This window comes from Fulvimarina thalattae, from assembly GCF_040239565.1.
In the GTDB taxonomy this organism is placed as follows: Bacteria; Pseudomonadota; Alphaproteobacteria; order Rhizobiales; family Rhizobiaceae; genus Fulvimarina.
In genome coordinates this window covers 29,596-55,728 of record NZ_JBEHWS010000003.1, presented here as the reverse complement: position 1 = coordinate 55,728, position 26,133 = coordinate 29,596, and the positions used below count along the sequence as shown (strand labels likewise).

The window sequence follows — 26,133 nt, the reverse complement described above, 5'->3', positions numbered from 1 at the left end:
TCAGGCAGCGGTAAAGTACGACTGAAGCGGTCTGACTTCAAGATTGCCTTTCTTGAGGGCGCCAACGGCTTGGGCGGCTGCTTCCATGCCCGCCAGCGTCGTATAATAGGGCAATTTGTGGAGGAGGGCGGCACGTCTGAGTGACAGTGAGTCGGACAGGGCTTTGGCGCCTTCAGTCGTGTTGAAGACGAGCTGAACCTGCCGGTTCCGCATGGCGTCCTCGATATGCGGACGACCCTCCAGCACCTTGTTCACACGTATCGCCTCGATGCCGTTTTCGGTCAGGAAGCGCTGGGTGCCGCCGGTCGCCATCACCGAGAAGCCGATCTCGCTGAGGCGCCGGATCGTCGGCAGGATACGCTCCTTGTCGGCGTCCTTCACTGAGACGAAGACCGTGCCTTCGCGCGGCAGGTCGACGCCGGCGCCGAGCTGGCTCTTGGCGAAGGCGAGGGCGTAGTCGTTGGCAAGGCCCATGACCTCGCCCGTCGAGCGCATTTCGGGGCCGAGCAGCGTGTCGACGCCCTGGAAGCGCGAGAACGGGAAGACCGCCTCCTTCACCGCGATATGCTTGAGCGATTTCACATCCGGCTTACCGCCGTAAGCTGCAAACGCGGTGTCGAGATCCTCGCCCGCCATGATGCGCGCCGCGATCTTGGCGATTGGCCGACCAATCGTCTTGGCGACGAAGGGCACCGTGCGCGAGGCGCGGGGATTGACCTCCAGCACGAAGATGTCCTCGCCCTGGATCGCGAACTGGACGTTCATCAGACCGCCCACCTTCAGCGCGACGGCCATCGCCCGCGTCTGGCGTTCGAGTTCCTCGGTGATCTCGGTCGAGAGGGAATGGACCGGCAGAGAGCAGGCCGAGTCGCCTGAGTGGATACCCGCTTCCTCGATATGCTCCATGATGCCGGCGACGAAGCTTGTCTCGCCGTCGCAGAGGCAATCGACGTCGACCTCGATCGCATCCTTCAGATAGCCGTCGATGAGCACCGGCGACTTGCCGGAGACGACCACAGCCTCGCGCATGTAGCGCTCGAAGCCCTGTTCGGAGCGCACGATCTCCATGGCGCGGCCGCCGAGCACATAAGACGGGCGGATCACCACCGGATAGCCGATCCGATCGACGATTGCCTTGGCTTCCTCGAAGGAGCGGGCGATACCGTTGTTCGGCTGCTTGAGGTCCAGCTTGTTGAGGAGCTGTTGGAAGCGGTCGCGGTCTTCCGCCAGATCGATCGCGTCCGGCGAGGTCCCGAGAATGTTGATGCCGGCAGCCTCCAGAGCCTCGGCGAGCTTCAGCGGCGTTTGGCCACCGAACTGCACGATGACGCCGTGAAGCGTGCCCTTATCCTGCTCGGCATAGATGATCTCCAGCACGTCTTCGGCCGTCAGAGGCTCGAAGTAGAGCCGGTCGGACGTATCGTAGTCGGTGGAGACCGTCTCCGGATTGCAGTTGATCATGATCGATTCGTAGCCGGCGTCGCCGAGCGCAAAGGCGGCGTGGCAGCAGCAGTAATCGAATTCGATCCCCTGGCCGATCCGGTTCGGACCGCCGCCCAGGATCACGACCTTCTTAGCATCCGTGATTTCGGCCTCCGAGCGCGCGGCTCCCGCGAAGGGGCGCTCATAGGTCGAATACATATAGGGGGTCGGCGAGGCGAATTCGGCCGCGCAGGTATCGATCCGCTTGAAGACCGGATGAACGTCGAGTTCCCGCCGCTTGTCGGCGACCTCGACCTCGCTGACGCCGGCAAGGGTCGCAAGGCGCGCATCCGAGAACCCGCAGGATTTCAAGTAACGCAGATTGTCCTCGTCCTGAGGCAGGCCATGCTCGCGAATCTTCGCTTCCAGATCGACGATCGAGCGAATGCGGGCGAGGAACCAGGGATCGATCTTGCAGGCGGCGTGGATCGCGTCGTTGTCCATGCCCATGCGCATGGCCTGAGCCACCATCAGGAGCCGATCCGGCGTCGGCGTACCGAGCGCTGCGCGCAATGCGTTGAGATCGTCGCCCTGACCGGTGTCCGGGATGGTGATTTCATCGAGGCCGGTCAGTCCTGTTTCGAGGCCGCGTAACGCCTTCTGCAGCGATTCGGAGAAGGTCCGGCCGATCGCCATCACCTCGCCGACGGATTTCATCGCCGTCGTCAGGATGGGCACGGCGCCGGGGAACTTCTCGAAGGCGAAGCGCGGGATCTTTGTGACGACATAGTCGATCGACGGCTCGAAAGAAGCCGGTGTCGCGCCACCCGTGATATCGTTTTCCAGTTCGTCCAGCGTGTAGCCAACCGCGAGCTTGGCCGCGACCTTGGCGATCGGGAAGCCGGTCGCCTTGGAGGCAAGCGCCGAAGAGCGCGAAACGCGCGGGTTCATCTCGATGACGACAAGACGGCCCGTCTCCGGGTTCACCGCGAACTGCACGTTCGAGCCACCCGTCTCGACCCCGATCTCGCGCAACACCGCGATCGAGGCGTTGCGCATGATCTGGTATTCCTTGTCCGTCAGCGTCAGGGCCGGCGCGACGGTGATCGAATCGCCCGTATGGACGCCCATCGGATCGACGTTCTCGATCGAGCAGATGATGATGCAGTTGTCCGCCTTATCGCGGACCACCTCCATCTCGTATTCCTTCCAGCCGAGGACGGATTCCTCGATCAGCACTTCCGTCGTCGGCGAGGCGTCGAGGCCGTTCTCGACGATCTCGAAGAATTCCTGCCGGTTGTAGGCGATGCCGCCGCCCGTGCCGCCGAGGGTGAAGGACGGCCGGATGATCGCCGGAACGCCCACCTCGTCCAGCGCCTGGGCCGCGGCTGCGAGCGCATGGTTCATGTAGCGCTGCTTGCGATCGCTCTCTCCGAGGTTCCACTCGGCCTCAAGCTTGTCGAGGGCGGCGTTTCGTGCGTCCTCGTCATCGGCATGTTCGGCGCGGATCACCGCCCGCTTGTCCTCGTGGACCTTTCGATCCTGCGCCTTCGGGCCGGCGGCATTGGCCAGAACCGAGCGCGGGGTCTCGAGCCCGATCTTCGCCATCGCCTCGCGGAAGAGGGCGCGGTCCTCTGCCTTGTCGATGGCGGCAGCGTTCGCGCCGATCATCTCGACCTTGTAGCGTTCCAGTGTGCCCATGCGCTGGAGCGAGAGCGCGGTGTTGAGCGCCGTCTGGCCGCCCATGGTCGGCAGGAGCGCGTCCGGCCGCTCCTTCTCGATGATCTTGGCGACGACTTCCGGCGTGATCGGCTCGATATAAGTGGCATCGGCGAGATCGGGATCGGTCATGATCGTCGCCGGGTTCGAGTTGACGAGGATGATCCGGTAGCCCTCGGCCTTCAGCGCCTTGCAGGCCTGGGTGCCGGAATAGTCGAACTCGCAGGCCTGTCCGATAATGATGGGACCGGCGCCAATGACGAGGATCGATTTGATATCTGTGCGTTTGGGCATGGGGTCTGATCCGCTTCATCGGGTCGCGCAAAACACCACGCCGAGGGCTTCTCCAAGCGCTTCGGTGCGGTCCGGCGATTCTAATCTTCAGGCTGAGACCGCGTTATAGGGAAGAGTCGCGGATGGGGAAAGGGGAGATCGAGCGCTTTTGCTGCGGCGCACAGAAGAAGAGTGATCGCGCGCACAGAGTCTCGATAGCCTTACGGCAGTTCCTGATCCTTCTTGGCCAGTTCGGCCGCCCCCGGCAGCGCCTTTCCGTCATAGGTCTCCACGCCCATGGAGAGCGCGAAGCAGGCAAGCTCGACGGTCTTGGGGATGTCGACATCCTTTCCGCCGCGCGCGCCTTTTTCGTAATACTGGATGACGCGCTTTTTCAGGCCGAGTTTGTCGGCAGCATCCTTCTGCTTCAGGCCCAGGCCCTTCCGCCAGGCTTTGAAGGCTGTCGGCGTCATCAGCAACTCCGTCGATCATCCACGCGCGAGCCATTCTCCGGTTCGTCATTCTTGTCAACCGAATGCTGAGATCAGGGATAATGACTGCAGTTCATGTCAGGTCTTGCTGCGAAGAAGGCGGAATAGGACGGTTCGTCGCGCAGAAAATGCACATGGTGCGCTTTTAACCCCTTGAAAATGCGCACCAAGTGCGCCTTATTATCGTAATCCCAAGGCGGCACGCGGGATCGACGGGTGGTGCGAGCAAACCTCGCGCAACGTCCGGTCAAGCTGTGATCGCTAAAACAAAACAATACGATAAAGGGAGAAACGAAAATGCTTGCAGATATTATCGTCGGCCGCTCGTCTTATGGCGGAGAACGCGGACGTCATGACATGCACCAGCATGCGACCGTTCATTGCGGATTTCGACGCTCGTTAAAGCGGTTTTTGGCGCGCCTCGGCATCATCAAGATGCGGGCTGCCTGAACCGGTACACCGGCCGATAGCGAAATTCAGATGCGCAAACGAAAACAGGCACCGGTACGATCGGGTGCCTGTTTTCGTTTGAAGTAGCGGAACTTTGAGTTCGGATCAGGCCGCGTTTCGCTCGCCGCGATGCCCGTCGATCATGTCGAAGAAGCGCTTGAAGAGATAATGGGAGTCCTGCGGACCCGGTGAGGCCTCCGGATGGTGCTGAACCGAGAACACTGGCTTCTCGGTCAGCCGCAGGCCGCAGTTCGAGCCGTCGAAGAGCGAGCGGTGAGTTTCCGTCACGCCGCTCGGCAGTGTATCCGCCGCGACCGCGAAACCGTGGTTCATCGAAACGATTTCAACCTTTCCGGTGGTGTAGTCCATCACCGGATGGTTCGCACCGTGATGGCCCTGATGCATCTTCTTGGTCTGGGCGCCGAGCGCCAGCGCCAGAAGTTGATGGCCGAGGCAGATACCGAAGAGCGGAATACCGGCCTCCACCAGCTTGCCGATTTCCTTCACCGCGTAGACGCCCGTCGCCGCCGGATCGCCGGGACCGTTCGACAGGAAGACGCCGTCAGGCTGCATGGCGAGGATATCCTCGGCGCTGGTCGTCGGTGGCACGACAGTCACCTCTGCGCCATGGCCTGCAAGCAGGCGGAAGATGTTGCGCTTCGCGCCGTAATCGACCGCGACGACCTTGTAACGGGCCGGGGTCTCGGCAGCCTTTTCGTCGCCCCAGAGCCATGGCTTCTCGGTCCAGACCGAGCGATCCGTGGTGGCGACGAGCTTCGCGATGTCTGCGCCGTCGATGCCAGCCCATTCGCGTGCGCGTTTCTTCAGCGCTTCAATATCGAAATTGCCGGCTGGATCATGGGCGATCACGGCATTCGGCATGCCCTTCTCCCGCACCAGAGCGGTCAGAGCTCGCGTGTCGATGCCAGAGAGTGCCACGATGCCGCGCTCTTTCAGCCAGGCGTCGAGATGGCCGGCCGAGCGGTAGTTCGAGGGCTCGGTCACCTCCGCGCGCAAGATCGCGCCTACCGCACCCGCATTGCCAAGCGGCGAGAAGTCCTCATGGTCTTCCGCATTCGCGCCGACATTGCCGATATGGGGAAAGGTGAAGGTCACGATCTGCTGGGCATAGGACGGATCGGTGAGGATTTCCTGATATCCGGTGAGGGCCGTGTTGAAGCAGACCTCGCCTTCGATCGCACCTTCGGCGCCAAGGCCGAAGCCCTCGATCACCGTGCCGTCCGCCAGAACGAGCAGTCCGGTGGTCACGCGTTTCGTCCATCCCTCGCTCATAATCGGGTCTCCTGGTCCGGTCTCGTTCTAGAAAAAGCGTCTCGGCTCACCATCTTAGTGAAGCGGTCGTGAGGCGGAACCCGGCGACTGCATTCCAGAAATGGGCGCTTGCGTTGCATTCGGGGCTTCTCTATAGGGCCGCCGCCATAGGCCGCAAGCACAGAATGGCCGCGCTATCCTGAATTCCACGGGATAAACGGGCCGAAGCCGCCGGCTGATATTGGCAGATCATGCGCGAAAGCAACATATTGACCGTAGTGTGACGGATCAAAGAAATCATCGTTGCATAGAAAGCCGCATGGCGTAACATCCTGACTCCCGCCGCGAGCGTTTCCGATATTCGGACGGCCACGGTACCCAAGTTGAAAGCGACCTGCGCAATGCGCGAAACGATTTCTGAGGCTTTGACCAAAGCGCAGGACGAAGGCGATAAGACCCGTATCTCCATCCTTCGGCTGATCAAGGCGGCAGTTAAGGACCGGGACGTGGCGAACCGCGAGGCGGGACGCGATCCGGTCGATGCTGACGATATCCTGAACATTCTCGTCACCATGCGCCGCCAGCGGATCGAGTCTGCACAGAACTATGAGGAAAACGGTCGCCTTGAACTGGCCGAGCAGGAGCGCCAGGAGATCAAGGTCATCGAGGATTTCCTTCCCGCACAGCTTGACGACAGCGCCATGCATCAGGCCTGTCGCTCGGCCGTCGATGATATCGATGCCAAGGGCCTTCGCGATGTCGGCCGCTGTATGAACAAGCTGAAGCAGCGCTATCCTGGCCAGATGGATTTCACTAAGGCCTCGACCGTCGTGAAGGGCATGCTGCGCTAGCTAGCCGGACCTCTTCCGAGCACTTTCAAAAGAACAGCCAGAAGACGAGCGGCACGAGAATGGCTGTCGCGAGCGCGTTTAGCCCCATGGCAAGGCCTGAAAACGCGCCGGCTGCCTCGCTTTCCTGAAGCGCACATGCCGTGCCGATGCCGTGCGATCCGACTCCCATCGCCATGCCTCGGGCAGGAGCATCCTTCACACCAATCAGATTAAGAAGAGCCGGGCCCAGTGCCGCGCCGATGATCCCTGTCACGATGACGAGGACGGCGGTCAGCGAAGGCAGGCCGCCGATGCGTTCGACAATGCCCATGGCGACCGGAGCGGTGACCGATTTCGGTGCGATGGAAACGAAACTTGTCTGGTCGATGCCGAAGAGGCCGGCACAGAGCAGACCGCTGGCGATGCCCGTCACCGATCCGGTCGCAAGGCTTGCCGCGATCGCGAGCTTGTTCGCCTTGATCCGCTCGAACTGGCGATAAAGTGGAATCGCCAGCGCGACCGTTGCCGGACCGAGCAGGAAGTGGATGAACTGTGCGCCCTCGAAATAGGTATCGTATGACGTGCCGGTTCCTACAAGCACGCCTACGATGATCAGCACCGAGACGAGCACGGGGTTTAGCAGGGCCGGGCGGCCGATGCGCGTCCAGATTTCCTGAACGATCTGATAGGCGACGAGTGTAAGCGTCAGGGCAAGCAGCGGGCTCGTCGCGAGATAGACCCAGATATCGGTGATCTCGTCAGCCATCTTGGTCCTCGCCGCTGCTTTCCGGCGCGCTGTCCTTCATGAAGAAGCGCATGACGAGAGCGGTGACGCCGATGGTGATGAGCGTGGACGCGATCAGCGTTCCACCGAGCTGGAAGCCCTCCGAGCCGATTCGGTTCGTATGCTGCATGATCCCGACGCCAGCTGGCACGAAGAGGACGGCCAGATTGTTGAGAAGGCCGTCGCCGACAGTCGCGATCGAGGAGGGAATGCCGCCCTTCACGACAAAAAACGTGAACAGAAGCGCCATGCCGACGACGGGGCCGGGAAGCGGTAGTCCCGTCGCGGCCACGAGCGCCTCGCCGAAGAGCTGACACAGAAGAATGCCGGTGAGCGCCCTAAGCACAGGCGCCGCCATTGGGGGAACGACTCGCGATCATGAGCGGGAGAATAGACGTTCCGTTGATACGGAAAAGCCTCAATCGCCATTCTCTCAGTCGCAATGAGGATACGCCCTAAGCCAGCGCCAGCCTCTTCGAAACGACCACCTCTGTCAGGCGTCGCTCGTCTCCGCCGGCGTCACGAGTTCGGCGAGCGATGCGGCGAGGAAGCGAAGCCACCGACGTCCCCGCGGCTCGATGCGCCAGGTGACGAGGGCTGAACCCTCCTTCTCGCGGCCCTGCCGGAACGCAGAGAGAAGCCGCAGCAGCCAGATCTCGTCGCTCGAGGGCCAGCGGGTGCCAGGGCGATAGAACTCGAGCGAATTGGTGCCGTGTTTCGCCAAACCGCGGAAGAAGGCGTTCGAAACAGTTTCGATTGCGCGGGGGCCTTTGCCGGCAAGCATCATGCAGGCGCGCTCGATCTCGGGCTTGGGCTGAAGGCGGCTCTTCAGCGCCAGCCAGCGCAGACGGTTGAGGAGATCGCGGTCGTCAGCCGAGAGTTCGCTCGGCCGCGCATCGACGGTCGGACAGCCACGCGAGCCGAACGGGATGACGACGGCTTCTTCCGGAGCTTTCTCCGGGGAAAAGGCGAGTGTGCGGGCTGTTGCTGTCATGGCATGAACCGGCCTGAGATCTGCCAGTTTAGAACCTGTCTAAACTGCTGAAATTGTTGATTTCTCCTTAGCAGAGCTAGTATTGCGACGCAACGAATGCCAGGGCGCGACGTGTTGTCTTTTGCCTGTTCCCGATCGGGTGCAAAGCGTGTCCATCCGACATATTTGTGCGTTTGGCTCTTTCTGAAACTTACATCCTTCGCGCGGCGAGTGGCGCGTCGCGCAAGGAAGCATGGGAAATCACCGATGGCCGGTCTGTGGCGCAAGGCTCCGACGCCTTGCATCGATATCTGTAAACGCCCTGGGAAGGGCCCTTGCGTCGGCTGCGGCCTGACGAAGGACGAGAAGAAGCTCTTCAAGCGGAACCGCAAGAAGGCCGACCGCAAGGCGCTGTTCCGTCTTCTGCTGGCGCGGCTCGAACAGACGGGTCGCCGGGAGCGCTGGGAATTCCTCTACCGTCGCCGCTGCGCCAAGAAGAACCTTCCCTGTCCGCTGGACAAGCTGTCGGCATCGAGAGCTACGTGAGGGTCTCGCGATAATCGCCCGGAGGTGGTGAGACTTCGGCTTCCGTGTTCGGCGTCTATAGCTTAGATCAGCTTTATGCGCTTTCCGCCTTCCTTTCTCGACGACATCCGTGCACGCGTTCCGATTTCAGATGTGATCGGCCAGCGCGTCACCTGGGATCGGCGGAAATCGCGGCCGGCAAAGGGCGATCACTGGGCCTGCTGCCCCTTCCACGGTGAGAAGTCGCCGAGTTTTCACTGCGAGGACGACAAGGGCCGCTATCACTGCTTCGGCTGCGGCGTCTCCGGCGATCATTTCCGCTTCATGACCGAACTCGACGGGATGAGCTTTCCCGATGCGGTGGAGCGGCTTGCGGGCATGGCGGGGCTGCCGATGCCGGCGCGAGATCCACAGGCCGAGCGGCGCGAGGAGAAGCGTGCGACGATCCTCGACGCACTACGCCTTGCTTCGGAGTTTTTTCGCGAACGGTTGCAGGACAACGAGGGAGCCAAAGCGCGTGGCTATCTGCGCGACCGGGGTCTGACGCCTGCCACCCAGAAGCGCTTCGGCCTCGGATTTGCGCCGGAGGGCCGAAACCGGCTCAAGGAGCATCTTGCGGCCAAGGGCGTCGGGAAGGCCGAGATCGAGGCGGCGGGGCTCGTCGTCCATGGTGACGATGTTCCGGTTTCCTTCGATCGCTTCCGAGACCGGATCATGTTCCCGATCCTTGATACCTCCGAGCGCTGCGTAGCGTTTGGCGGGCGCGCGATGTCGCCCAACGCACGCGCCAAATACTTGAACTCGCCGGAAACCGAGGTCTTCCATAAAGGCGCGATGCTCTACAACCTCGCCGGCGCGCGGCGCGCAGCAAAGCAGGCGGGCACCTTCATCGTGGTGGAAGGCTATATGGACGTGATCGCGCTGGCCCAGGCGGGCTTCGATCACGCGGTCGCGCCGCTGGGAACGGCGCTGACGGAAAACCAGATCGAGCTTCTCTGGCGCAATTCGACCGAGCCCGTCCTTTGTTTCGATGGAGATGGCGCCGGCCTGCGGGCAGCTCATCGGGCGGCCGAGCTGGCACTGCCCATGCTGAAACCGGGCCGATCCCTGCGTTTCGCGCTGATTCCGGATGGCAAGGACCCGGACGATCTCGTCAAGGATGGTGGGCCGGACGCCTTTCGCGACGTTCTGGCTCAGGCCCGTCCGTTGTCGGACATGGTCTGGTCTCGCGAGACCGCCGGGTCGACTTTCGATACCCCCGAAGCGCGGGCCGACCTTGAGGCGCGCCTCAACCAACTGACACGGCAAATCGGCGACGAGAGCGTTCGCCGATACTACCAGAATGATATGCGTCAGCGGCTGTCTGCCTTTTTCGGTGGTGGATCGTCGCAGCGCGATTACGGCGGGCGCGGCGAACGCGGTGGCTATTCGGGCGAGCGCCGCGGGCAGAACCGGGGAGGGCGGCAGGGCTCCGCAGCCGGGTTGCGGCCCGCGATCTCGGACCGTCTCGCCCGCTCAAGCCTGCTGCGGTCGGCCGGCGGGCCGGCGCCGTCCTTAAGAGAGATCGCGATCGTGGTTGGTTTCGTGAACCACCCGGTTCTCATGCATGAAGCCTTCGACTACTTCGCCGATCTGGAAATCGATGCGCCGGATCTCGCCCGCCTCAGAGCCTCGGTCCTCGATATCTATGCCGACAGCGCGCCCGACAGCCGCGACATCATAGTCCAAGGTCTGAAACGCTCAGGCGCCGATGGGATTTTCGAAGCCTATGAGCGAAAGGCGCGGGAGGTTCGACTCTGGCCGGTTCTTGCCGATGCAGCACCGGACGATGCCCGCGAGGCGTTGCGCCAGGCGCTGAATCTACAGCATCGATTCAAGGCGTTGACGCGAGAGCTTCAGCAGGCTGAACGGTTGCTCGGCGAAGAGCCGACGCAGGGCGCCTACGAGCACATGCGCGCGGTGAAAGCAGAAATCGAGCGCCTCGAGACGACGGAAGCCCTAATAGATGGATTCGGCATCTTGTCGGGACGCGCGATTAAGACCATGTAAAGGCTCAGAATTCCGTTTCATTTCGGCCACAGGCTGTCGCGGCGTTGCCTCCTGCGCACGTTGCCGCACACGCTTGCGGCAAGCTGAAGCGTTTAAATATTGCCATTTGGTGGTCGGGCACACATATACCGCCGCTGAACGCGAAATAACGTTCATGTGATTGCGAGTTTTCGGTACGACCGCGGACGGCGGAAAGCGAGCCTGAGGGCCCTAGTAAAGTCAAAGCGGCCTGAGAGATGTGTCGTGCGGAGGCGAGACGTCGCTGATCGGACGGCCGGCAGCAGAACCCGGGTGGCGATGCCCGAAATCGGAGAATAAATCGTATGGCGACCAAGGTCAGAGAGAAAGAAGCGCCTGCGGACGAGCGCGCGGAAGCCGCGACCGACGGGCCTTTGCTGGACCTGTCTGATGACGCTGTAAAGAAGATGATCAAGGCCGCCAAGAAGCGCGGCTTCGTGACCATGGACAAGCTGAATTCGATGCTGTCCTCCGATGGTGTCACGTCCGATCAGGTCGAGGACCTGATGGCGATGCTCAACGATATGGGCATCAACGTCGTCGAGGACGACGAAGAGGGCGAGGCGGACAACGACAACGATAACGACGATTCCAATTCGTCGGGTTCGACCGAGGTCGCCGAAACCGGCAAGACCCAGGTTGCCACCACCGAGAAGAAATCTTCGAGCGACCGCACCGACGATCCCGTGCGGATGTATCTGCGTGAGATGGGCTCGGTGGAGCTTCTGTCGCGCGAGGGCGAGATCGCCATCGCCAAGCGGATCGAGGCCGGCCGCGAGACGATGATTGCCGGGCTCTGCGAGAGCCCGCTCACCTTCCAGGCGATCATCATCTGGCGCGACGAACTGAACGAAGGCAACATCCTTCTGCGCGATATCGTCGATCTGGAAGCGACCTATGCGGGGCCCGAGGCGAAGGCCCCCGCTGCGGTTGCCGCGCCGGACGGCGAAGACGCTTCCGAAGGCAATGGCGGGGCGACGAACAAGGCGAACGGCGCGGGTGAGCAGACTCGTCCCGGCGAAGCCCGCCCAGTCGGCACAGAGGAAGAAGACGAAGACGAGGACGACGAGGCCAACCTCTCCCTCGCCGCGATGGAGGCTGAAATTCTGCCTCAGGTGATGGAGACATTCGATCTCATCGCCGACACGTATTTCCGCCTGCGCAAGCTTCAGGACCAGCAGGTCGAGAACCGCCTCCAGGCGAGCGGCGCTCTCTCGCCCTCTCAGGAAAAGTCCTACAAGAAGCTGAAGGAAGACCTCGTTTCGCTGGTGAAGGGGCTTTCTCTCAACCAGAACCGTATCGATGCGCTGGTCGAGCAGCTCTACGACATCAACAAGCGGCTTGTCGGTAACGAGGGTAAGCTTCTGCGCCTCGGCGAATCTCACGGCGTGCGCCGCGATGAATTCCTGAAGGAATATCAGGGCTCGGAGCTCGATCCGAACTGGACCCGACGCGTCGCAAACCTCTCCGGCAAGGGTTGGCTCTCCTTCGTTCAGAAGGACAAGGAGAAGATCCAGCGGCTGCGCGGGGAGATTCAGAATCTCGCGACCGAGACCGGGCTCGAGATCACCGAATTCCGCCGCATCGTCCACATGGTGCAGAAAGGCGAGCGTGAGGCCCGGCAGGCGAAGAAGGAGATGGTCGAGGCGAACCTGCGTCTCGTGATCTCGATCGCCAAGAAGTACACGAACCGCGGCCTTCAGTTCCTGGACCTCATCCAAGAAGGCAATATCGGCCTGATGAAGGCCGTCGATAAGTTCGAATATCGCCGCGGCTACAAGTTCTCGACTTATGCGACTTGGTGGATCCGGCAGGCGATCACCCGTTCGATCGCCGATCAGGCCCGCACGATCCGCATTCCGGTTCATATGATCGAAACGATCAACAAGATCGTTCGGACCTCGCGCCAGATGCTGCACGAGATCGGCCGCGAGCCGACGCCGGAGGAGCTGGCCGAGAAGCTGGCGATGCCGCTCGAAAAGGTTCGCAAGGTCCTGAAGATCGCCAAGGAGCCGATCTCTCTCGAAACGCCGGTGGGTGATGAAGAAGATTCACATCTCGGCGATTTCATCGAGGACAAGAACGCTGTTCTGCCGATCGACGCAGCCATTCAGGGCAATCTGCGAGAGACGACGACCCGCGTACTCGCCTCGCTGACGCCTCGAGAGGAGCGCGTCCTGCGTATGCGCTTCGGCATCGGCATGAACACCGACCACACGCTCGAAGAGGTCGGCCAGCAGTTCTCGGTCACCCGCGAGCGTATTCGTCAGATCGAGGCCAAGGCCCTCAGAAAGCTCAAGCATCCGAGCCGCTCGCGCAAGCTGCGCAGCTTCCTCGACAGCTGATCGAAGAGTGCGATGCCGACGACCACATGCGTCGGCATCGCCAGAGCGCCCGCATTTTGCCCCTCGGCATCTTGCCTTCGCATTCACGATCCTGCATCTTCCGACCATGATCAGCCGCACGACCACGTCCGAGCTCGACACCGCCGCCTTCACGGCTGAGCGTTCGCGTCTGCGCGGTCTTCTCCTTCTTAGCCGCGACCGTCGGGCCCGGTAAGGAAGGGGCGCCCGGCGGTCGGCTCAAGCCGGTTTGGGTTCTCCAGATATGCGGCTTCGCTCCTTCAAAACCCGAGACCGATGGGCCGCGTAATCCTTACGCGGCTTGAAAAGTTCGATCCGATCGCGGAAGACGCACGGTAAAGCTCCCGTGAACGCCGCCGATCGAGAAGGCGATTGAAGGACGACGATGTCTGCCATCCACAATATTCCGATGCCTGCGAGCGATACGACGATCGAGGCGAAGAAGCCGTTTCCCGAGGGACGCGGCAAGACCATGACCAATGCGGCCGAGAAATATCGGCCCTATGGACAGATCGATCTGACGGACCGGACCTGGCCGTCGAAAACGATCGACACGCCGCCGATCTGGTGTTCGGTCGACCTGCGCGACGGCAATCAGGCGCTGGTCGATCCCATGGGCCACGAGCGCAAGGCGCGCTTCTTCGCGCTGCTCCTCGCCATGAATTTCAAGGAAATCGAGATCGGGTTTCCGTCGGCTTCCCAGACCGATTTCGACTTCGTGCGTTGGTGCATCGAGGAGGGCGGGACGCCCGACGACGTCTCCCTGCAGGTACTGGTGCAATGCCGGCCTGAACTGATCTCTCGCACCTTCGAGTCACTGGAAGGATCGGTGAAGCCGATCGTTCATTTCTACAATTCGACGAGCGAACTTCAGCGCCGGATCGTCTTCGACAAGGATCGAGCCGGGATCAAGCAGATCGCGACGGATGCGGCCAAGATGATCGCCGACATGGCGGCGAAGGCAGGTGGCGGCTATCGCTTCCAGTATTCGCCGGAGAGCTTTACCGGCACCGAGCTGGAATTCGCGGCCGAGGTCTGCAACGCGGTCGCAGAGATCATCCAGCCGACGCCTGAGAACAAGCTGATCGTCAATCTGCCGGCGACGGTGGAAATGTCGACGCCGAACATCCATGCCGACCAGATCGAATGGATGTGCCGCAATCTGGACAATCGCGAAAACCTCTTGGTCTCGATTCATCCGCACAATGATCGCGGCACGGCGGTGGCGGCGACCGAGCTCGCCCTGATGGCCGGCGGCGACCGTGTGGAAGGCACGCTGTTTGGCAATGGCGAGCGGACCGGAAATGTCGATCTCGTGACGCTGGCGCTGAACATGTACACGCAAGGCATCGACCCGCAGATCGACGTGTCCGACATCAACCGGATCAAGGACGTCTACGAATACTGCAATCAGCTCGCGGTCGGCGAGCGGCATCCCTATGTGGGCGAACTGGTCTATACGGCCTTTTCCGGCTCCCATCAGGACGCGATCAATAAGGGCATGAAGGCGGTACGGCAGCAGAACAAGCCGCTCTGGGAGGTGCCCTATCTGCCGATCGACCCGAAGGATGTGGGCCGCTCCTATGAGGCGATCATCCGCATCAACTCCCAGTCTGGCAAAGGCGGCATCGCCTATATCCTGCAGGAGGACTACGGGCTGAACCTGCCGCGCAATCTGCAGGTGGAGTTCCGCGAGGACGTGCAGCGGATCACCGACGAGGAGGGCCGTGAGCTTCAAGGAAGCCGCATCTACGAGCGGTTCATGGAGCGCTACGTCACCCAGCCCGAAGGCCGGCTGCGCTTCATCAATCACGTCACCAAGCCCGATCCGAATGTCGCCGAAGGCCGCATCGTCGAAGCGACGATCCTCGATCGCGGCGAGGAGATCGTGCTCACCGGCAAGGGTACGGGGCCGATCGACGGCTTCATCGACGGGCTGTCCCGGCATATCGGCGTCGAGATCTCCGTCCACGACTATTCCGAGCACTCCCTCGGCACGGGGTCGGATGCACGGGCGATCTGCTACATGGAAATCGCCCATGCCGGTGGGCGGCTCTTCGGCGTCGCCATCAACAAGAACATCGTGACGGCCTCGCTCGTCGCGATTCTCTCAGCGGCGAACCGAATCCTCGAAGGATCCGCATAGCGCTAAGAGCAACTCAGAGCAAAAGTGACTCAGCTCGGTGTCTTAAAATGATGCGACTGGCTCATTTCGAAACGGATGGTAGTGGCAGCACTGCCATCCGTTCGTCTATCTGCGGCACGCCCGCGCAATTATCTTGGAACCGCCGCACATCGCCGATACATTAACCGGAAATTCATGGTTTCGCGTGCGAGGCAAAAGTTGATGGCGGACAGCTCAGAGAAGGTCGCGCCCCTCACAGGGACGAGACGCCTCGCAGATGCCGTGCGGGCTGCCAAGATTGCCGCTGCCCAGCGTTCCGACGTCGTGGTCGATATTCGCGAAGCCGATCGCGCGCGTCTGGAAATCTTTGCAGAAGAACTGAAGCCGATTGCCGACGAAGTCGGCGATGACGATCTCTTCGACTTCGTGCTGACCGGCGGTGTGACCTCGCGCTACTGGGTGGACGGAACAGCGCATGTCACCATGGCGCGCGATCGGCGCACTTATCGCTTCGTGCGCGAAACGCGTCTTGGTCGCGTTACGCTCGCTGAATCGACCGAGCCGCGCAAGATCGCCGACCATGTGACGACTTACGTAGCCGAGCGGATCGTTGAGCGGGACCGGGCCTTCGCGGTCGATGATGGTATCGGCGACAAGGCGAGCGATCCGGCGCGGTTCAAGACCCAGCCCGAGCGCGGCGTCCAGCCGATGACGAGTGAATCGGTCCGCGTAGCTGATGAGGGACCGGAACGAAGCGGAAGCCGTTTTATTGTCGGCCTCGTCTGGTTTCTGCTCGGGACGGTGGTTGGCGCAGGCGTCCCTTTGGCGCTTTCCTACCTTTATCTGCTTTGAAGGCTGCAATGCAGCTTCTCGTTGACCTGCCGACGGCGTGAACTTGAAATGACAGATGCTATCGCGGCAGGTATCGGCGATGTATGCGAAGTGCATACAAGTGCAAAATCGCAAAATACGTGCTGCGTTTTTCGTCAACTGCGACTTCGTTTCTGAATCTTCCCGCCTTCAGGCTGGCCGGCAGAAGTATTCGAAGGCGCAATAATTATAAGTAACCATGATTTCTTGGTGGCTAAAGTTCCACTTTGATATGGGAAGGCCGAATCTCGTCCAGGGCTTAGCCAGATTTCACAGACGTTTGAGCCGAAACCCCATCGCCCCGGCTGCGAATTTGTAGCTCGGACGATATTCTTGGATTTTTGTTAGGTTGCTTTCCCGAGCACTGCTGAAGGTAGCAAAAAAATTAACACAAATTTCCGATGCTCATCTTCGAGAACGGGAATGGGGAACAATGAGCAATCGGGAAGGACAGCCGATACAATCCGGCGTCGCGAGCAAGGCTCGCGCTAATCGCTCTTTTGCGGGTCCGTTCGGCTTCCTTTCCCGGCTGACGATGAAGCGAGCGGCGCCCGGCCGCTTCAGCCGCATCAAGTCCTTTCTGGATCGAGACCGCCTCCTGTGTCTCGTTATCGCCGCCATTATCGCGCTCTCCGCGCTTGCCGCTCAAATTTTTATGGAAAATCAGAAGCGCGTCGAGAACGTCGCGGAGAAGTTCGACACTCGGACGAGCGACCGTCTGATCAATGACGCATTTCGCCTCACGCTCGCCGTCCAGCACGACGTTCTCAATCCGACAGAAGCCTTGAGCGATGCGGCAGGCATCTATGATCAGCTCCGCAATCGAATTTCCCAGATCAAGCTGGAAGCGGCTTCTCGTGGCCTGAAGAGCTATTACCGCCATCTGAAGAAGGACATCGAAGCTCTGGAGCCGCTGATCGAATTGCGGCTTGTCGAATCCAATTCGATCGAGGTCTTCGAAAACGTCTACAGGGTTGCGGCGGACGCCCTGCATTTCAATTCGCTCTACAACGACGAGGCCCATGATGCCGTCGCCGCCGAGCAGCAGAATTTGGAGAGCTCTTTCCTGGCGGTCGGTGCGATCGTTGTGATTGCTATCTTTCTCTGCACCCTGCTGGTCTGGCGTATCGTGATCCAGAACCGACGACTGGCGCGGGCGGTCGGTCTCGATGGTCTGACTGGCATCCACAATCGCGTCGGGTTCGATCGCCATGTTGAGGGCCTGCCCGAGGAAACCGAATGCGCCATCGTCCTTTTCGATCTCGACAAGTTCAAATCGATCAACGACGGTCTCGGTCATCACGCTGGGGATGAATTGCTGCGTACGGTGGCTCACCGCCTGACCGAAATCTGCCAGGGCGGAGAATTCGCATGCCGGATCGGTGGTGACGAGTTTGCCGTTGTGTTGACGGGGTCTGCGTCGGTCGCCTCCGGCGAGGTTCTCTGCCGCCATATTCTCCAGTCAATTGCCGTGCCGATCATGATCGGCGAGGAAACATTGAATATCTCTGCGAGCGTCGGCATCAGCGAGCTTCCGGCGAAGGCCGGCACCGACATCGCCACTTTGATGCGTCAGGCCGACACCGCTCTCTACGCTGCCAAGGACGCCGGAAGAGGACGTTATCGAGTCTATAGCGCCGCTCTTGTTTCGAAGACGGAACGTGCCGAGAAACTGCAGGCGGACTTGGCCGATGCGATGAAGGACGGGCAGATCTATGTCGTCTACCAGCCGATCATCTGTCTGAAGACGGGTCGCACCCTCGGCTTCGAGAGCCTTGCGCGCTGGAACCATCCGGAGCTTGGTGAAATTCCGTCGACCGAGTTCATCCCGATCGCCGAGAAATACGGAATCATTGCGGACCTCGGTCGCTTCGTTCTGGAAGAAACCTGTCGGAACGCGGCCGCCTGGCCCGAACACTATTGCGCAGCGATCAACGTTTCGCCGAGCGAACTCTCCGACCCGTGTTTCCTCAAACCCGTTTCGCGCACCGTCGCCCGTTACGGGATTTCGCCGAATCGGATGGAATTCGAGATAACGGAATCCCTGCTCGTACAGAACGAACAAGAGGCGTTGAAAACGATCGAGGCTTTGCGCGAGCGTGGCTTCTCGGTCGCTCTCGACGATTTCGGCACCGGGTATTCGTCGCTCTCCTATATCCACCGGTTTCCGTTCGACAAGATCAAGATCGACCGCTCTTTCGTCGTGGAAGGCGAGATCAACGAACGCGCCGGTGCGATCGTCTCTTTGATCTGCAATTTCGCGCGCTCATTCGGCATCAAGGCCGTCGCAGAAGGGATCGAGACGCTCGGTCAGGCGGAACGCATGCGCGAGCACGGCTGCGACATGGGGCAGGGCTTTCTCTACGAGCGCCCGCTTTCGGCTGAGGCCGTTAAGGACCTGATCCGTGAAGAAAGCGAAGCAGCTGAAATTCGCTGGGAGACGGTTCGCCTGAGACTGATCGAAAAAGCCGCCTGAGCCGTCATAAAGCCGCTCAGTTCGCACCGATCGAACGGGCGAGACTGAAAGGTTCGCTGGCCCCAGCCGGACCTTTCGAAAGAAACCTCGTCAGCCCGATAGTCTCGATTTCGCGTCCACGGCTCGCCCATCGGCGAGCAATTCGCGCTGGCGCAGCCAGTCGACGCCGTCATAGCTGTCGCCCATTCCGCGCTCTCGCTGGGTGAGCGACCAGTTTCCAGGCTCCCCAGCTATATCGAACAGGTTGTAGCGCGCCGCCGGCTTGTCCGAGCCGGGTGACTGGCTTGCAGACGGAACGCCGACGACCGGCACCTTGCGATGATCGGGACCATCCAACCAGTAAAGCGTATCGAGGTGGGTGTGGCCGTGCAGGACGAGTTCGGCGCCGACATCCCGGATAACCTTGGAGAAGAACTGCTTGCCGATCAGCCGCTTGTGCCAGGACGCAGCGCCCGAGATCGGCGGATGGTGGATCAGGACGACCCGAAAATGCCCGGTCGACCGACAGCTTTCGAGCAGTTTTGCCAGCGCCAGCGCCTGACCCCGCCGAAACGAACCCGTCGCGAAGAAGGGGGCACTGGCCTCCGCCGTCGAGACGCCGAAGATCGCGATCTTGCCGCGAACCCGCAGATAGGGAAACGAGTTGCCGATCGCCGCAAGCGGATTGTCGCCGACGAGATAATCGTACCATTCGTGAAACGACCGCTTGAGAGCGCCCGGCACATAGGCATCGTGATTGCCGGGTACGAGCGAGACATCGTGCGGAAGGCCCAGCTGCTCCAGCCAAATTCGTGCTGCGGCCGTTTCCTTCTTGGTCGCTAGATTCACGAGGTCGCCGGTCACCGCAATGTGGTCGGGTTCCTGGCGCTTCATATCGAGCACGAGATCCGTAAGCGTGTCACCGAACATCGAGCGGCGCCGGTTGCGATGCCAGTTCACGTATCCCGTCACGCGCTTGGAGGCGAGTTCACGAAGCGACAACTCGGGCAAGGGGCCGAGATGGATATCGGAAAGATGGGCAAGTCTGTACATCGAGGATCCTGATCGGTTCTCCTGTGTAGGTATGGCCGCGCTTGAAGAGAGAAACCCAGTGCCCGTCCAGAAAATTGTTCGCCGTATCCTGCATCTCGGTTTTCTCGCGACCCGGCCGATGACACTCGGCGTCCGCGTTGCGGCCTTCGATGAAGAGGGACGGCTTTTTCTCGTGCGTCACACCTATGTGCCGGGCTGGTATTTGCCCGGCGGAGGTGTCGATTCCGGAGAAACGGTCGAGCAGGCGGCTGTTCGTGAACTCGGTGAAGAAGGTAATATCGAAGTGCCGCTCGGCCTGCGGCTGATGTCCGTCCACTTCAACAATGCAGATTCGCGCCGCGATCATGTCATCGTCTACCGCGCCGAGGCAGTTATCCAGCGCGAACCGAAGGCGCCCGATAAGGAGATCGCTGATTCCGGCTTTTTCGCCATCGACGATCTTCCTGACGATGTGACCGATGCCACCCGGCGGCGCGTCGAAGAACTTTGCAACAGCGCGCCGCCCGATCCCTATTGGTGAGCGTCCGGCGATCAGGCCGCTGCGTCGGCTGGAACAAGCCGGTCGCGATTATGCGGCACGGTGAGGTCCTGCTGCGGGCCTTTCGGAACGATCCGCGTCGGATTGATCGTATCGTGGCTGGTGTAATAGTGACCCTTGATGTGGTCGAAGTTCACCGTCTCCGCGATACCCGGCCACTGGTAGAGTTCGAGCATGAAACCGAAGAGGTTCGGGTAGTCCGCGATCTGCTTGGCGTTGCACTTGAAGTGGCCGTGATAAACCGCATCGAAGCGGATCAGAGTCGTGAAAAGCCGCCAGTCCGCTTCGCTCGGATAGTTAGAGCCGGCGAGATAGCGCTGGCCCGAAAGCCTGCGTTCCAGCATTTCGAGTGTTTCGAAGAGCTTGTCGAATGCCTCTTCATATGCGTCCTGCTTCGTCGCGAAGCCCGCCTTGTAAACGCCGTTGTTGACGTTGTGGTAGACGGTGTCGTTGATCGCATCGATTTCGGAAAGAAATGCCGCTGGCGTGAGGTCGACCGAATTGTCGGCAAATTCGGAAAATCCCGTGTTCAGAATACGGATCAGGTCGGCGGACTCGTTGTTCACGATCGTCCCGCGCTTCTTGTCCCAGAGAACCGGCACGGTGACGCGGCCCGTGTAATTGGGATCGGCTTCGAGATAGACCTCGTAGAGCTTGTACTTGCCATTCACGCTGTCCGGTATCGCTCCATCTCGTTCCGAGAACTCCCACCCTTTCTCGCCCATGTGGTAATCGACGATGGAGAGCGAGATGACGTCTTCGAGCCCTTTCAGCTTTCGGGTGATCAGGATGCGGTGTGCCCAAGGGCAGGCGAGTGAAACGTAGAGATGATAGCGGTCAGCCTCGGCCTCCTGCGCTTCCTGACCGTCCGGCCCCGGCGTTCCGTCGGGAGTAATCCAGCCGCGAAAGTCGGTCGTCGGGCGCTTGAACTTTCCGCCCGTCGAGTCCGTGTCATACCATTTGTCCTGCCACTGGCCGTCGACGAGAAGGCCCATCGTCATCTCCTTTGGTTGCGTGTCGGACTGAGTCTCAGCCCGTTCCGTAGAGGTGAACCTTACCGCACGGGGACGTGTTCCAGAGGCGAACGCACAAACCATCCGGGTGAACGCAGCGTAACGCGAATAAAGCAGTGATTGTGGACGACCCGCCCGGGCGCTGGTAAGTGTCTTACAGTCGCGTGCTCTTGGTTCTATGGGCGCGTGATTGAGAGAGAGCGGAAGCAAGATGACGGACAGACGGCAGCGACGAAGCAGGGATCTGCGCTCATAGCGCCCTTCGTTGCGCGTGGTTTCTGCAAAAACTAGGAGCCAAGCGCCTATTGCGGTCAGCACCGCGCCCGTCTTTGCCGATTGTTCCGAGTATGTCTTCCTTCGCAAACACAGCAGCGAACGCCGTCTCCGCACATGGCGTAACCGGTCCATTGCCGGCCCTCGATCTGTCGAGCATCATCTATCGGCTCGAAATGCCTGCTGATGGCGAGACAATCGAAGCAATAGCCGAGGATGCCTTCGGCCCGGGCCGATACGTGCGTGCAGCGGAGCGGGTGCGCGAGCTCTATCCGATCGTTTCATCGCTCTGTTTCGTCGCAACCGACGGAGAGGCGATAGCAGGGTCCGTTCGGATGACGGATTTTCCCCCGGCGCCCGAGCGTGCCCTCATGCTCGGCCCGCTCGCAGTGCGACCGCATCTGAAAGGACGAGGCATCGGCAAGGCACTTATGCGCCATGCGGCAAAGCGGGCGAAAGACGAGGGATATCGCGCGATCTATCTCGTCGGAGACGCGCCCTATTATGCGCTGCTCGGCTACCGCGCGATCGAGCCGGGCCGGGTTGTAATGCCGCGCCCCGCCGATCCGTCACGTGTTTTGATGCTTGAACTTTAGACACGAAAAAGCGCCGGGCGTTTCCGTCCGGCGCGCGTGAGGTCGCGAAAGGTTCTCGTCAGACGCCGATCTTGACGATGGCGCGGGTCCTCAGGTCAACGATGATCGGCTGACCATTGTAGTAGAAGTAGCCGAAATTCGAGTGGCCTTCGATCTTCTGCAGGTTCACCGATGAAGGCACCGAAGCGCCGAGCGACGGCGGATTCTGCAACGAAGCGTTCGCGACCGGATTGCTGGCCGCAAATTGGACGACATTGCCTTGTGAAAACGCGCTTGCGGGCATGAAGCCGAGGCTCGCGGCGAGGGCAGCTGCCAATGCGATACCGAACCGTGACATTTCAGTCTCCTGCATGCGTTTGAGCGTAACAAACTCTGTCCATGATATAGGTATTCGAACGCATCATTGTGTAGATTCGTTGAGCCTTTCGCCGAGCCGGACGCGTTGTTTCCCGACCGTTGCAAACAAGTCGCAATCCCTCGAGCTACGCGGTTCAAGAGATCGTTCGCGCAAAACCGTTGATAGAGACCGGGACGCTCTTTCGCGCCGAGGGCGGCGTCTTTAGAAACCCCTCCAAGGCACGAGCCGTTCTTGCCGCCCCGCAACAGCCGTCCGATCGAGCGAAGATGTCAGCCGCGCCCGAGACCGCCCCGACGCCGATGATGGCGCAATATATCGAGATCAAGGCGGCCAACTCCGATTGCCTCCTGTTCTATCGGATGGGCGACTTTTACGAGCTGTTCTTCGATGATGCGGAGGAAGCCTCGCGCGCGCTCGGCATCACGCTCACCAAGCGCGGCAAGCATCTCGGCGACGATATCCCTATGTGTGGCGTGCCGATCCATGCGGCAGACGACTATCTCCAGAAGCTGATTTCCCTCGGCCATCGCGTGGCGATCTGCGAGCAGCTGGAAGACCCGGCGGAGGCGAAGAAGCGCGGCTCGAAGTCGGTGGTCCGGCGCGATGTCGTCCGGCTGGTGACGCCTGGCACGATCACCGAGGAAACCCTGCTCGAGCCGGGGCAGGGCAATCACCTGATGACCGTCGCCCGGCTCGGCGGGAAAGCGAAAGGCGGCGAATACGCGCTTGCCTGGACCGATCTTTCGACCGGCGATTTCCGGCTTGGCGAAACCGGCGAGAATCGGCTTGAGGCCGATATCGCGGCGATCGACCCGTCGGAACTGGTGGTGCCCGACGATCTCTACGCGGACCAGCGCCTTTCCGGCCTTTTTCGCCGTTTCGGCAAGCGAGCGCGGCCCGAGCCGCGATCCCTCTTCGATGTTGCGACGGCGCCGAACCGGATCGCGACCTTCTTCGGTGTCTCGACCCTCGACGGTTTCGGCGATTTCAGCCGAGCCGAGCTTTCGGCGGCGGCCGGACTGATAGCCTATCTCGGTAAGACGCAGCTCGACGCACGTCCGGCGCTGAGGCGCCCGCAGCGGCGCCTCGCCGGCGCGGTGATGGAGATCGACCCGGCGACGCGTGCCTCGCTCGAACTCACGCGCTCGGTGCAGGGCAAGCGGCAGGGCAGCCTTCTCGGCGTCCTCGACCGCACGAAAAGCGGTGTCGGCGGGCGGCTTCTCGCGAGCCGGCTTTCGAGCCCGCTGACCGATGTCGGCGAGATAGCCATGCGGCAGGCTTCGATCGGCCATTTTATCGAAGATGCCAGCCTGCGCTCGGATACTCGCGCGAGCCTTGCTCGGTTGCCGGATATGGAGCGGGCGCTGTCCCGGCTCGCGCTCGATCGGGGAGGCCCACGCGATCTCCTGGGCATTCGGGCGGGCCTGCGGGGCGCGGCGGCGATCGCGGATGCCCTGCAAGACGAGTTGCCACTGGAAATGGCCCACTGCCGCGCCGAGCTCGCCGCCCTGCCGGCCGATCTGCGTGCAGTGCTCGAGGAGCTTCTCGGCGACGAGGCACCGCTTCTGAAGCGGGATGGCGGCTTCGTGCGGTCAGGGGCACTACCCGAACTCGACGAGGCCCGCACGCTGCGGGAAGACGCCCGGCGTTTCGTGGCGGAGCTTCAGGGGCGCCTCGCCGAGGAAACCGGGATTCGGAGCCTGAAGATCAAGCACAACAACGTGCTCGGCTTTTTCATCGAGGTGAACGAGGCGAACGGCAAGGCGCTGATGGCGGGCGACTCGTCCGACCATTTCATCCATCGCCAGACGCTGGCCTCCGCCATGCGCTTTACGACCACCGAGCTTGCCGAACTGCAGGAGCGGATCGTCAATGCCGGCGCGGATGCACTTCGCATCGAGCTCGAAACCTTCGACCAGCTGCGCAACGCCGTCGTCGCCGAAGCCGACCGGCTGCAAAGGGCCTCCGCCGCCCTCGGGGCAATCGACGTCGCGGCGAGCCTTGCCGAACTGGCGGTATCCGAAGACTGGGTTCGCCCGAGGGTGGACGGCAGCCTCGCTTTCGATATCGATGGGGGACGTCATCCCGTCGTCGAAGCTGCGCTGGCCGCCGCTCAGGGGCCGAGCTTCGTTGCCAACAACTGCGATCTCTCACCGCCGGGCGCTGCTTCTGAGGCGGGCGCGATCTGGCTCGTCACAGGCCCGAACATGGGCGGTAAGTCGACCTTTCTGCGCCAGAACGCGCTGATCGCGATCCTTGCGCAGATCGGCTCCTATGTGCCAGCGCGTGCGGCGCATATCGGCATCGTCGACAGGCTGTTCTCGCGTGTTGGCGCGTCAGATGAGCTTGCTGAAGGCCGCTCGACCTTCATGGTCGAGATGGTGGAGACGGCCGCGATCCTCAATCAGTCCGGTGAGCGGGCGCTCGTCATCCTCGATGAGATCGGGCGCGGGACCGCCACCTATGACGGGCTCTCCATTGCGTTCGCGGCTGTCGAGCACCTTCACGAAGTCAATCGCTGCCGCGCGCTCTTCGCCACGCATTTCCACGAGATGACCGCGCTGTCGGAGCGGCTCGCCCGGCTATCGAACGTCACCATGCGGGTGAAGGAATGGAAGGGCGACGTCGTCTTCCTGCACGAGGTTGGGCCGGGGGCAGCGGACCGTTCCTACGGCATTCAGGTCGCCAAACTGGCGGGCCTGCCGAAATCGGTGGTGTCGCGGGCAAAGGCCGTGCTGGCGGAACTCGAGAGAACGGACCAGGGCGAAAAGCGCGGTACGTTTCTGGATGACCTGCCGCTGTTCTCGGCGGCGGTGAAACGGGCCGCTGAACAGGAGGCCGCGGACGCCGCCGGTGATCCGATCGCGGATGCACTGAAGGAGATCGACCCGGATGTCCTCTCGCCACGCGAAGCGCTGGAAGCGCTCTACAAGCTGAAGTCGCTCGCGGCGAAGGACTGATGATTGCAGCGAGGAGCTGCCCCTATTGTTGAGACGGCTGTTAAAAGGCCGCTCAAGAAAAAAGGCCGGTCCTTTCGGCCCGACCTGCTTCCATCTTGGTGACTTGGAACTTGCCAGTTGAGGAGTATCAGCGACCGAGCTGGGACTGGCGAAGATCGCCGGAGCGCTTAAGGTTCATGCCGATCACAGGCACCAGCTGGTTGGCGACGCGAACCGAGACGGTGATCGCCATCTGATCCTGGCTGGCGAGACGGGCGACCATTGCGCCTTTCAGCTGGGCGCGGTCGAGACCGACGACCATCTTGTTGCCCTGGACCTCGCCCGAAACGATGTCGAGACCCTTGCCCTTAGCGCCGTCCTGGAAGGCGCCGCGATAGCCTCGGCCAGCCTGAACGACCTCGGCCCGCATGGGCTGAGCGAAGAGGCCGACACGGCAAGAGCCATCGAGGACCATGCCGACGCGTTGGGTGTGCTCCAGACCATCGAAGGTGCAGTTGAACTTGGTGCCCTTGTATTTGCCGGCGACGATCTCGCCTGGTCCTGTCCACTTGCCGACGACCTGACGGAAGAACTGCTTGTCGCCATTGGCGGCAGCCGGGCCGGAAGCAAGCGCGCCGAAGGCGACGAGAGTGGCGAGGCCGAGAGTCTTCAGGCGCGACATGGACTAACCTTCCGGGCTGCGAGTAACGCTTCTTTATGATGCGCTAACTATCCGCTTGAATG

Annotated in this window: 20 protein-coding genes; 10 read left to right on the top strand and 10 right to left on the bottom strand. The window is 61.4% G+C overall.

Annotation, left to right across the window (positions count from 1 at the left end):
• The 3 genes from carB to carA form a co-directional block, all read right to left on the bottom strand.
• Nucleotides 1–3,435 (bottom strand): carbamoyl-phosphate synthase large subunit, encoded by a 3,435-nt coding sequence (gene carB, locus ABRA89_RS05040; RefSeq protein ID WP_349940365.1) that lies wholly within the window; start codon nt 3,433–3,435, stop codon nt 1–3.
• Nucleotides 3,436–3,635: 200 nt separating this feature from the next.
• Nucleotides 3,636–3,887: a helix-turn-helix domain-containing protein gene (locus tag ABRA89_RS05035; RefSeq protein WP_349940364.1), complete on the bottom strand. Its 252-nt coding sequence runs from the start codon at nt 3,885–3,887 to the stop codon at nt 3,636–3,638.
• 573 nt (nt 3,888–4,460) lie between these two features.
• On the bottom strand, nt 4,461–5,648 hold the full coding sequence (gene carA, locus ABRA89_RS05030; RefSeq protein WP_349940363.1) for a glutamine-hydrolyzing carbamoyl-phosphate synthase small subunit: 1,188 nt from the start codon (nt 5,646–5,648) through the stop codon (nt 4,461–4,463).
• 380 nt (nt 5,649–6,028) lie between these two features.
• On the opposite strand from carA, the gene ABRA89_RS05025 reads away from it, so the two are divergent.
• Nucleotides 6,029–6,478, top strand: a complete 450-nt coding sequence (locus ABRA89_RS05025) for a GatB/YqeY domain-containing protein (RefSeq protein ID WP_349940362.1) — start codon at nt 6,029–6,031, stop codon at nt 6,476–6,478.
• A gap of 25 nt (nt 6,479–6,503) precedes the next feature.
• On the opposite strand, the gene ABRA89_RS05020 is transcribed toward ABRA89_RS05025, so the two are convergent.
• From ABRA89_RS05020 to ABRA89_RS05010, 3 genes are all read right to left on the bottom strand, one after another.
• Nucleotides 6,504–7,223 carry an LrgB family protein gene (locus tag ABRA89_RS05020; RefSeq protein WP_349940361.1) on the bottom strand — a complete coding sequence of 240 codons (720 nt, stop codon included), beginning with the start codon at nt 7,221–7,223 and terminating at the stop codon, nt 6,504–6,506.
• Nucleotides 7,216–7,599, bottom strand: coding sequence for a CidA/LrgA family protein (locus ABRA89_RS05015; protein WP_349940360.1), 384 nt, complete (start codon nt 7,597–7,599; stop codon nt 7,216–7,218). The genes ABRA89_RS05020 and ABRA89_RS05015 overlap by 8 nt, the downstream gene beginning before the upstream one ends.
• Before the next feature lie 135 nt (nt 7,600–7,734).
• Nucleotides 7,735–8,235 (bottom strand): hypothetical protein, encoded by a 501-nt coding sequence (locus ABRA89_RS05010; protein WP_349940359.1) that lies wholly within the window; start codon nt 8,233–8,235, stop codon nt 7,735–7,737.
• Between the two features lie 246 nt (nt 8,236–8,481).
• Between ABRA89_RS05010 and ABRA89_RS05005 the strand changes: the two genes are divergently transcribed.
• From ABRA89_RS05005 to ABRA89_RS04980, 6 genes are all read left to right on the top strand, one after another.
• Nucleotides 8,482–8,760: a DUF1289 domain-containing protein gene (locus ABRA89_RS05005; RefSeq protein WP_349940358.1), complete on the top strand. Its 279-nt coding sequence runs from the start codon at nt 8,482–8,484 to the stop codon at nt 8,758–8,760.
• Nucleotides 8,761–8,835: 75 nt separating this feature from the next.
• Nucleotides 8,836–10,788: a DNA primase gene (dnaG, locus tag ABRA89_RS05000; protein WP_349940357.1), complete on the top strand. Its 1,953-nt coding sequence runs from the start codon at nt 8,836–8,838 to the stop codon at nt 10,786–10,788.
• A gap of 323 nt (nt 10,789–11,111) precedes the next feature.
• The gene (gene rpoD, locus ABRA89_RS04995) at nt 11,112–13,151 is read left to right on the top strand and encodes an RNA polymerase sigma factor RpoD (protein WP_349940356.1); all 2,040 of its coding nucleotides are present in this window, start codon (nt 11,112–11,114) and stop codon (nt 13,149–13,151) included.
• Nucleotides 13,152–13,641: 490 nt separating this feature from the next.
• Nucleotides 13,642–15,315: a 2-isopropylmalate synthase gene (leuA, locus tag ABRA89_RS04990; protein ID WP_349940600.1), complete on the top strand. Its 1,674-nt coding sequence runs from the start codon at nt 13,642–13,644 to the stop codon at nt 15,313–15,315.
• Nucleotides 15,316–15,516: 201 nt separating this feature from the next.
• Complete coding sequence (locus ABRA89_RS04985; RefSeq protein WP_349940355.1) at nt 15,517–16,146, top strand: hypothetical protein; 630 nt, start codon at nt 15,517–15,519, stop codon at nt 16,144–16,146.
• 451 nt (nt 16,147–16,597) lie between these two features.
• Nucleotides 16,598–18,640 carry a putative bifunctional diguanylate cyclase/phosphodiesterase gene (locus ABRA89_RS04980; RefSeq protein WP_349940354.1) on the top strand — a complete coding sequence of 681 codons (2,043 nt, stop codon included), beginning with the start codon at nt 16,598–16,600 and terminating at the stop codon, nt 18,638–18,640.
• A 90-nt stretch (nt 18,641–18,730) separates the two neighbouring features.
• On the opposite strand, the gene ABRA89_RS04975 is transcribed toward ABRA89_RS04980, so the two are convergent.
• Nucleotides 18,731–19,672 (bottom strand): metallophosphoesterase family protein, encoded by a 942-nt coding sequence (locus ABRA89_RS04975; protein ID WP_349940353.1) that lies wholly within the window; start codon nt 19,670–19,672, stop codon nt 18,731–18,733.
• 58 nt (nt 19,673–19,730) lie between these two features.
• Between ABRA89_RS04975 and ABRA89_RS04970 the strand changes: the two genes are divergently transcribed.
• Entirely contained in the window at nt 19,731–20,192 is a 462-nt protein-coding gene (locus ABRA89_RS04970) for an NUDIX domain-containing protein (RefSeq protein WP_349940352.1), read from the top strand.
• 11 nt (nt 20,193–20,203) lie between these two features.
• Here ABRA89_RS04970 and ABRA89_RS04965 read toward each other — a convergent pair whose 3' ends face one another.
• Entirely contained in the window at nt 20,204–21,205 is a 1,002-nt protein-coding gene (locus ABRA89_RS04965) for a glutathione S-transferase family protein (RefSeq protein WP_349940351.1), read from the bottom strand.
• A 365-nt stretch (nt 21,206–21,570) separates the two neighbouring features.
• On the opposite strand from ABRA89_RS04965, the gene ABRA89_RS04960 reads away from it, so the two are divergent.
• On the top strand, nt 21,571–22,092 hold the full coding sequence (locus ABRA89_RS04960; RefSeq protein ID WP_349940350.1) for a GNAT family N-acetyltransferase: 522 nt from the start codon (nt 21,571–21,573) through the stop codon (nt 22,090–22,092).
• A 58-nt stretch (nt 22,093–22,150) separates the two neighbouring features.
• Here the strand turns inward: ABRA89_RS04960 and ABRA89_RS04955 are convergent, their stop codons facing one another.
• Entirely contained in the window at nt 22,151–22,429 is a 279-nt protein-coding gene (locus ABRA89_RS04955) for a DUF1236 domain-containing protein (RefSeq protein ID WP_349940349.1), read from the bottom strand.
• Between the two features lie 287 nt (nt 22,430–22,716).
• On the opposite strand from ABRA89_RS04955, the gene mutS reads away from it, so the two are divergent.
• The gene (gene mutS / locus ABRA89_RS04950) at nt 22,717–25,410 is read left to right on the top strand and encodes a DNA mismatch repair protein MutS (RefSeq protein WP_349940348.1); all 2,694 of its coding nucleotides are present in this window, start codon (nt 22,717–22,719) and stop codon (nt 25,408–25,410) included.
• Nucleotides 25,411–25,537: 127 nt separating this feature from the next.
• Here mutS and ABRA89_RS04945 read toward each other — a convergent pair whose 3' ends face one another.
• Complete coding sequence (locus tag ABRA89_RS04945) at nt 25,538–26,071, bottom strand: hypothetical protein (RefSeq protein WP_349940347.1); 534 nt, start codon at nt 26,069–26,071, stop codon at nt 25,538–25,540.
• Between the last annotated feature and the right edge of the window lie 62 nt (nt 26,072–26,133).

What these genes read in the sequence shown, in the direction of transcription:
- ABRA89_RS04945 (WP_349940347.1), bottom strand. Translation starts at nt 26,071, where the DNA reads ATGTCGCGCCTGAAGACTCTCGGCCTCGCCACTCTCGTCGCCTTCGGC.
- ABRA89_RS04980 (WP_349940354.1), top strand. Translation starts at nt 16,598, where the DNA reads ATGAGCAATCGGGAAGGACAGCCGATACAATCCGGCGTCGCGAGCAAG.
- mutS (WP_349940348.1), top strand. Translation starts at nt 22,717, where the DNA reads ATGTCAGCCGCGCCCGAGACCGCCCCGACGCCGATGATGGCGCAATAT.
- carA (WP_349940363.1), bottom strand. Translation starts at nt 5,648, where the DNA reads ATGAGCGAGGGATGGACGAAACGCGTGACCACCGGACTGCTCGTTCTG.
- ABRA89_RS04955 (WP_349940349.1), bottom strand. Translation starts at nt 22,429, where the DNA reads ATGTCACGGTTCGGTATCGCATTGGCAGCTGCCCTCGCCGCGAGCCTC.
- ABRA89_RS05005 (WP_349940358.1), top strand. Translation starts at nt 8,482, where the DNA reads ATGGCCGGTCTGTGGCGCAAGGCTCCGACGCCTTGCATCGATATCTGT.
- leuA (WP_349940600.1), top strand. Translation starts at nt 13,642, where the DNA reads ATGACCAATGCGGCCGAGAAATATCGGCCCTATGGACAGATCGATCTG.
- dnaG (WP_349940357.1), top strand. Translation starts at nt 8,836, where the DNA reads ATGCGCTTTCCGCCTTCCTTTCTCGACGACATCCGTGCACGCGTTCCG.
- rpoD (WP_349940356.1), top strand. Translation starts at nt 11,112, where the DNA reads ATGGCGACCAAGGTCAGAGAGAAAGAAGCGCCTGCGGACGAGCGCGCG.
- ABRA89_RS05035 (WP_349940364.1), bottom strand. Translation starts at nt 3,887, where the DNA reads ATGACGCCGACAGCCTTCAAAGCCTGGCGGAAGGGCCTGGGCCTGAAG.
- ABRA89_RS04985 (WP_349940355.1), top strand. Translation starts at nt 15,517, where the DNA reads ATGGCGGACAGCTCAGAGAAGGTCGCGCCCCTCACAGGGACGAGACGC.
- carB (WP_349940365.1), bottom strand. Translation starts at nt 3,435, where the DNA reads ATGCCCAAACGCACAGATATCAAATCGATCCTCGTCATTGGCGCCGGT.
- ABRA89_RS04960 (WP_349940350.1), top strand. Translation starts at nt 21,571, where the DNA reads ATGTCTTCCTTCGCAAACACAGCAGCGAACGCCGTCTCCGCACATGGC.
- ABRA89_RS05010 (WP_349940359.1), bottom strand. Translation starts at nt 8,235, where the DNA reads ATGACAGCAACAGCCCGCACACTCGCCTTTTCCCCGGAGAAAGCTCCG.
- ABRA89_RS05025 (WP_349940362.1), top strand. Translation starts at nt 6,029, where the DNA reads ATGCGCGAAACGATTTCTGAGGCTTTGACCAAAGCGCAGGACGAAGGC.
- ABRA89_RS04965 (WP_349940351.1), bottom strand. Translation starts at nt 21,205, where the DNA reads ATGGGCCTTCTCGTCGACGGCCAGTGGCAGGACAAATGGTATGACACG.
- ABRA89_RS05020 (WP_349940361.1), bottom strand. Translation starts at nt 7,223, where the DNA reads ATGGCTGACGAGATCACCGATATCTGGGTCTATCTCGCGACGAGCCCG.
- ABRA89_RS05015 (WP_349940360.1), bottom strand. Translation starts at nt 7,599, where the DNA reads ATGGCGGCGCCTGTGCTTAGGGCGCTCACCGGCATTCTTCTGTGTCAG.
- ABRA89_RS04975 (WP_349940353.1), bottom strand. Translation starts at nt 19,672, where the DNA reads ATGTACAGACTTGCCCATCTTTCCGATATCCATCTCGGCCCCTTGCCC.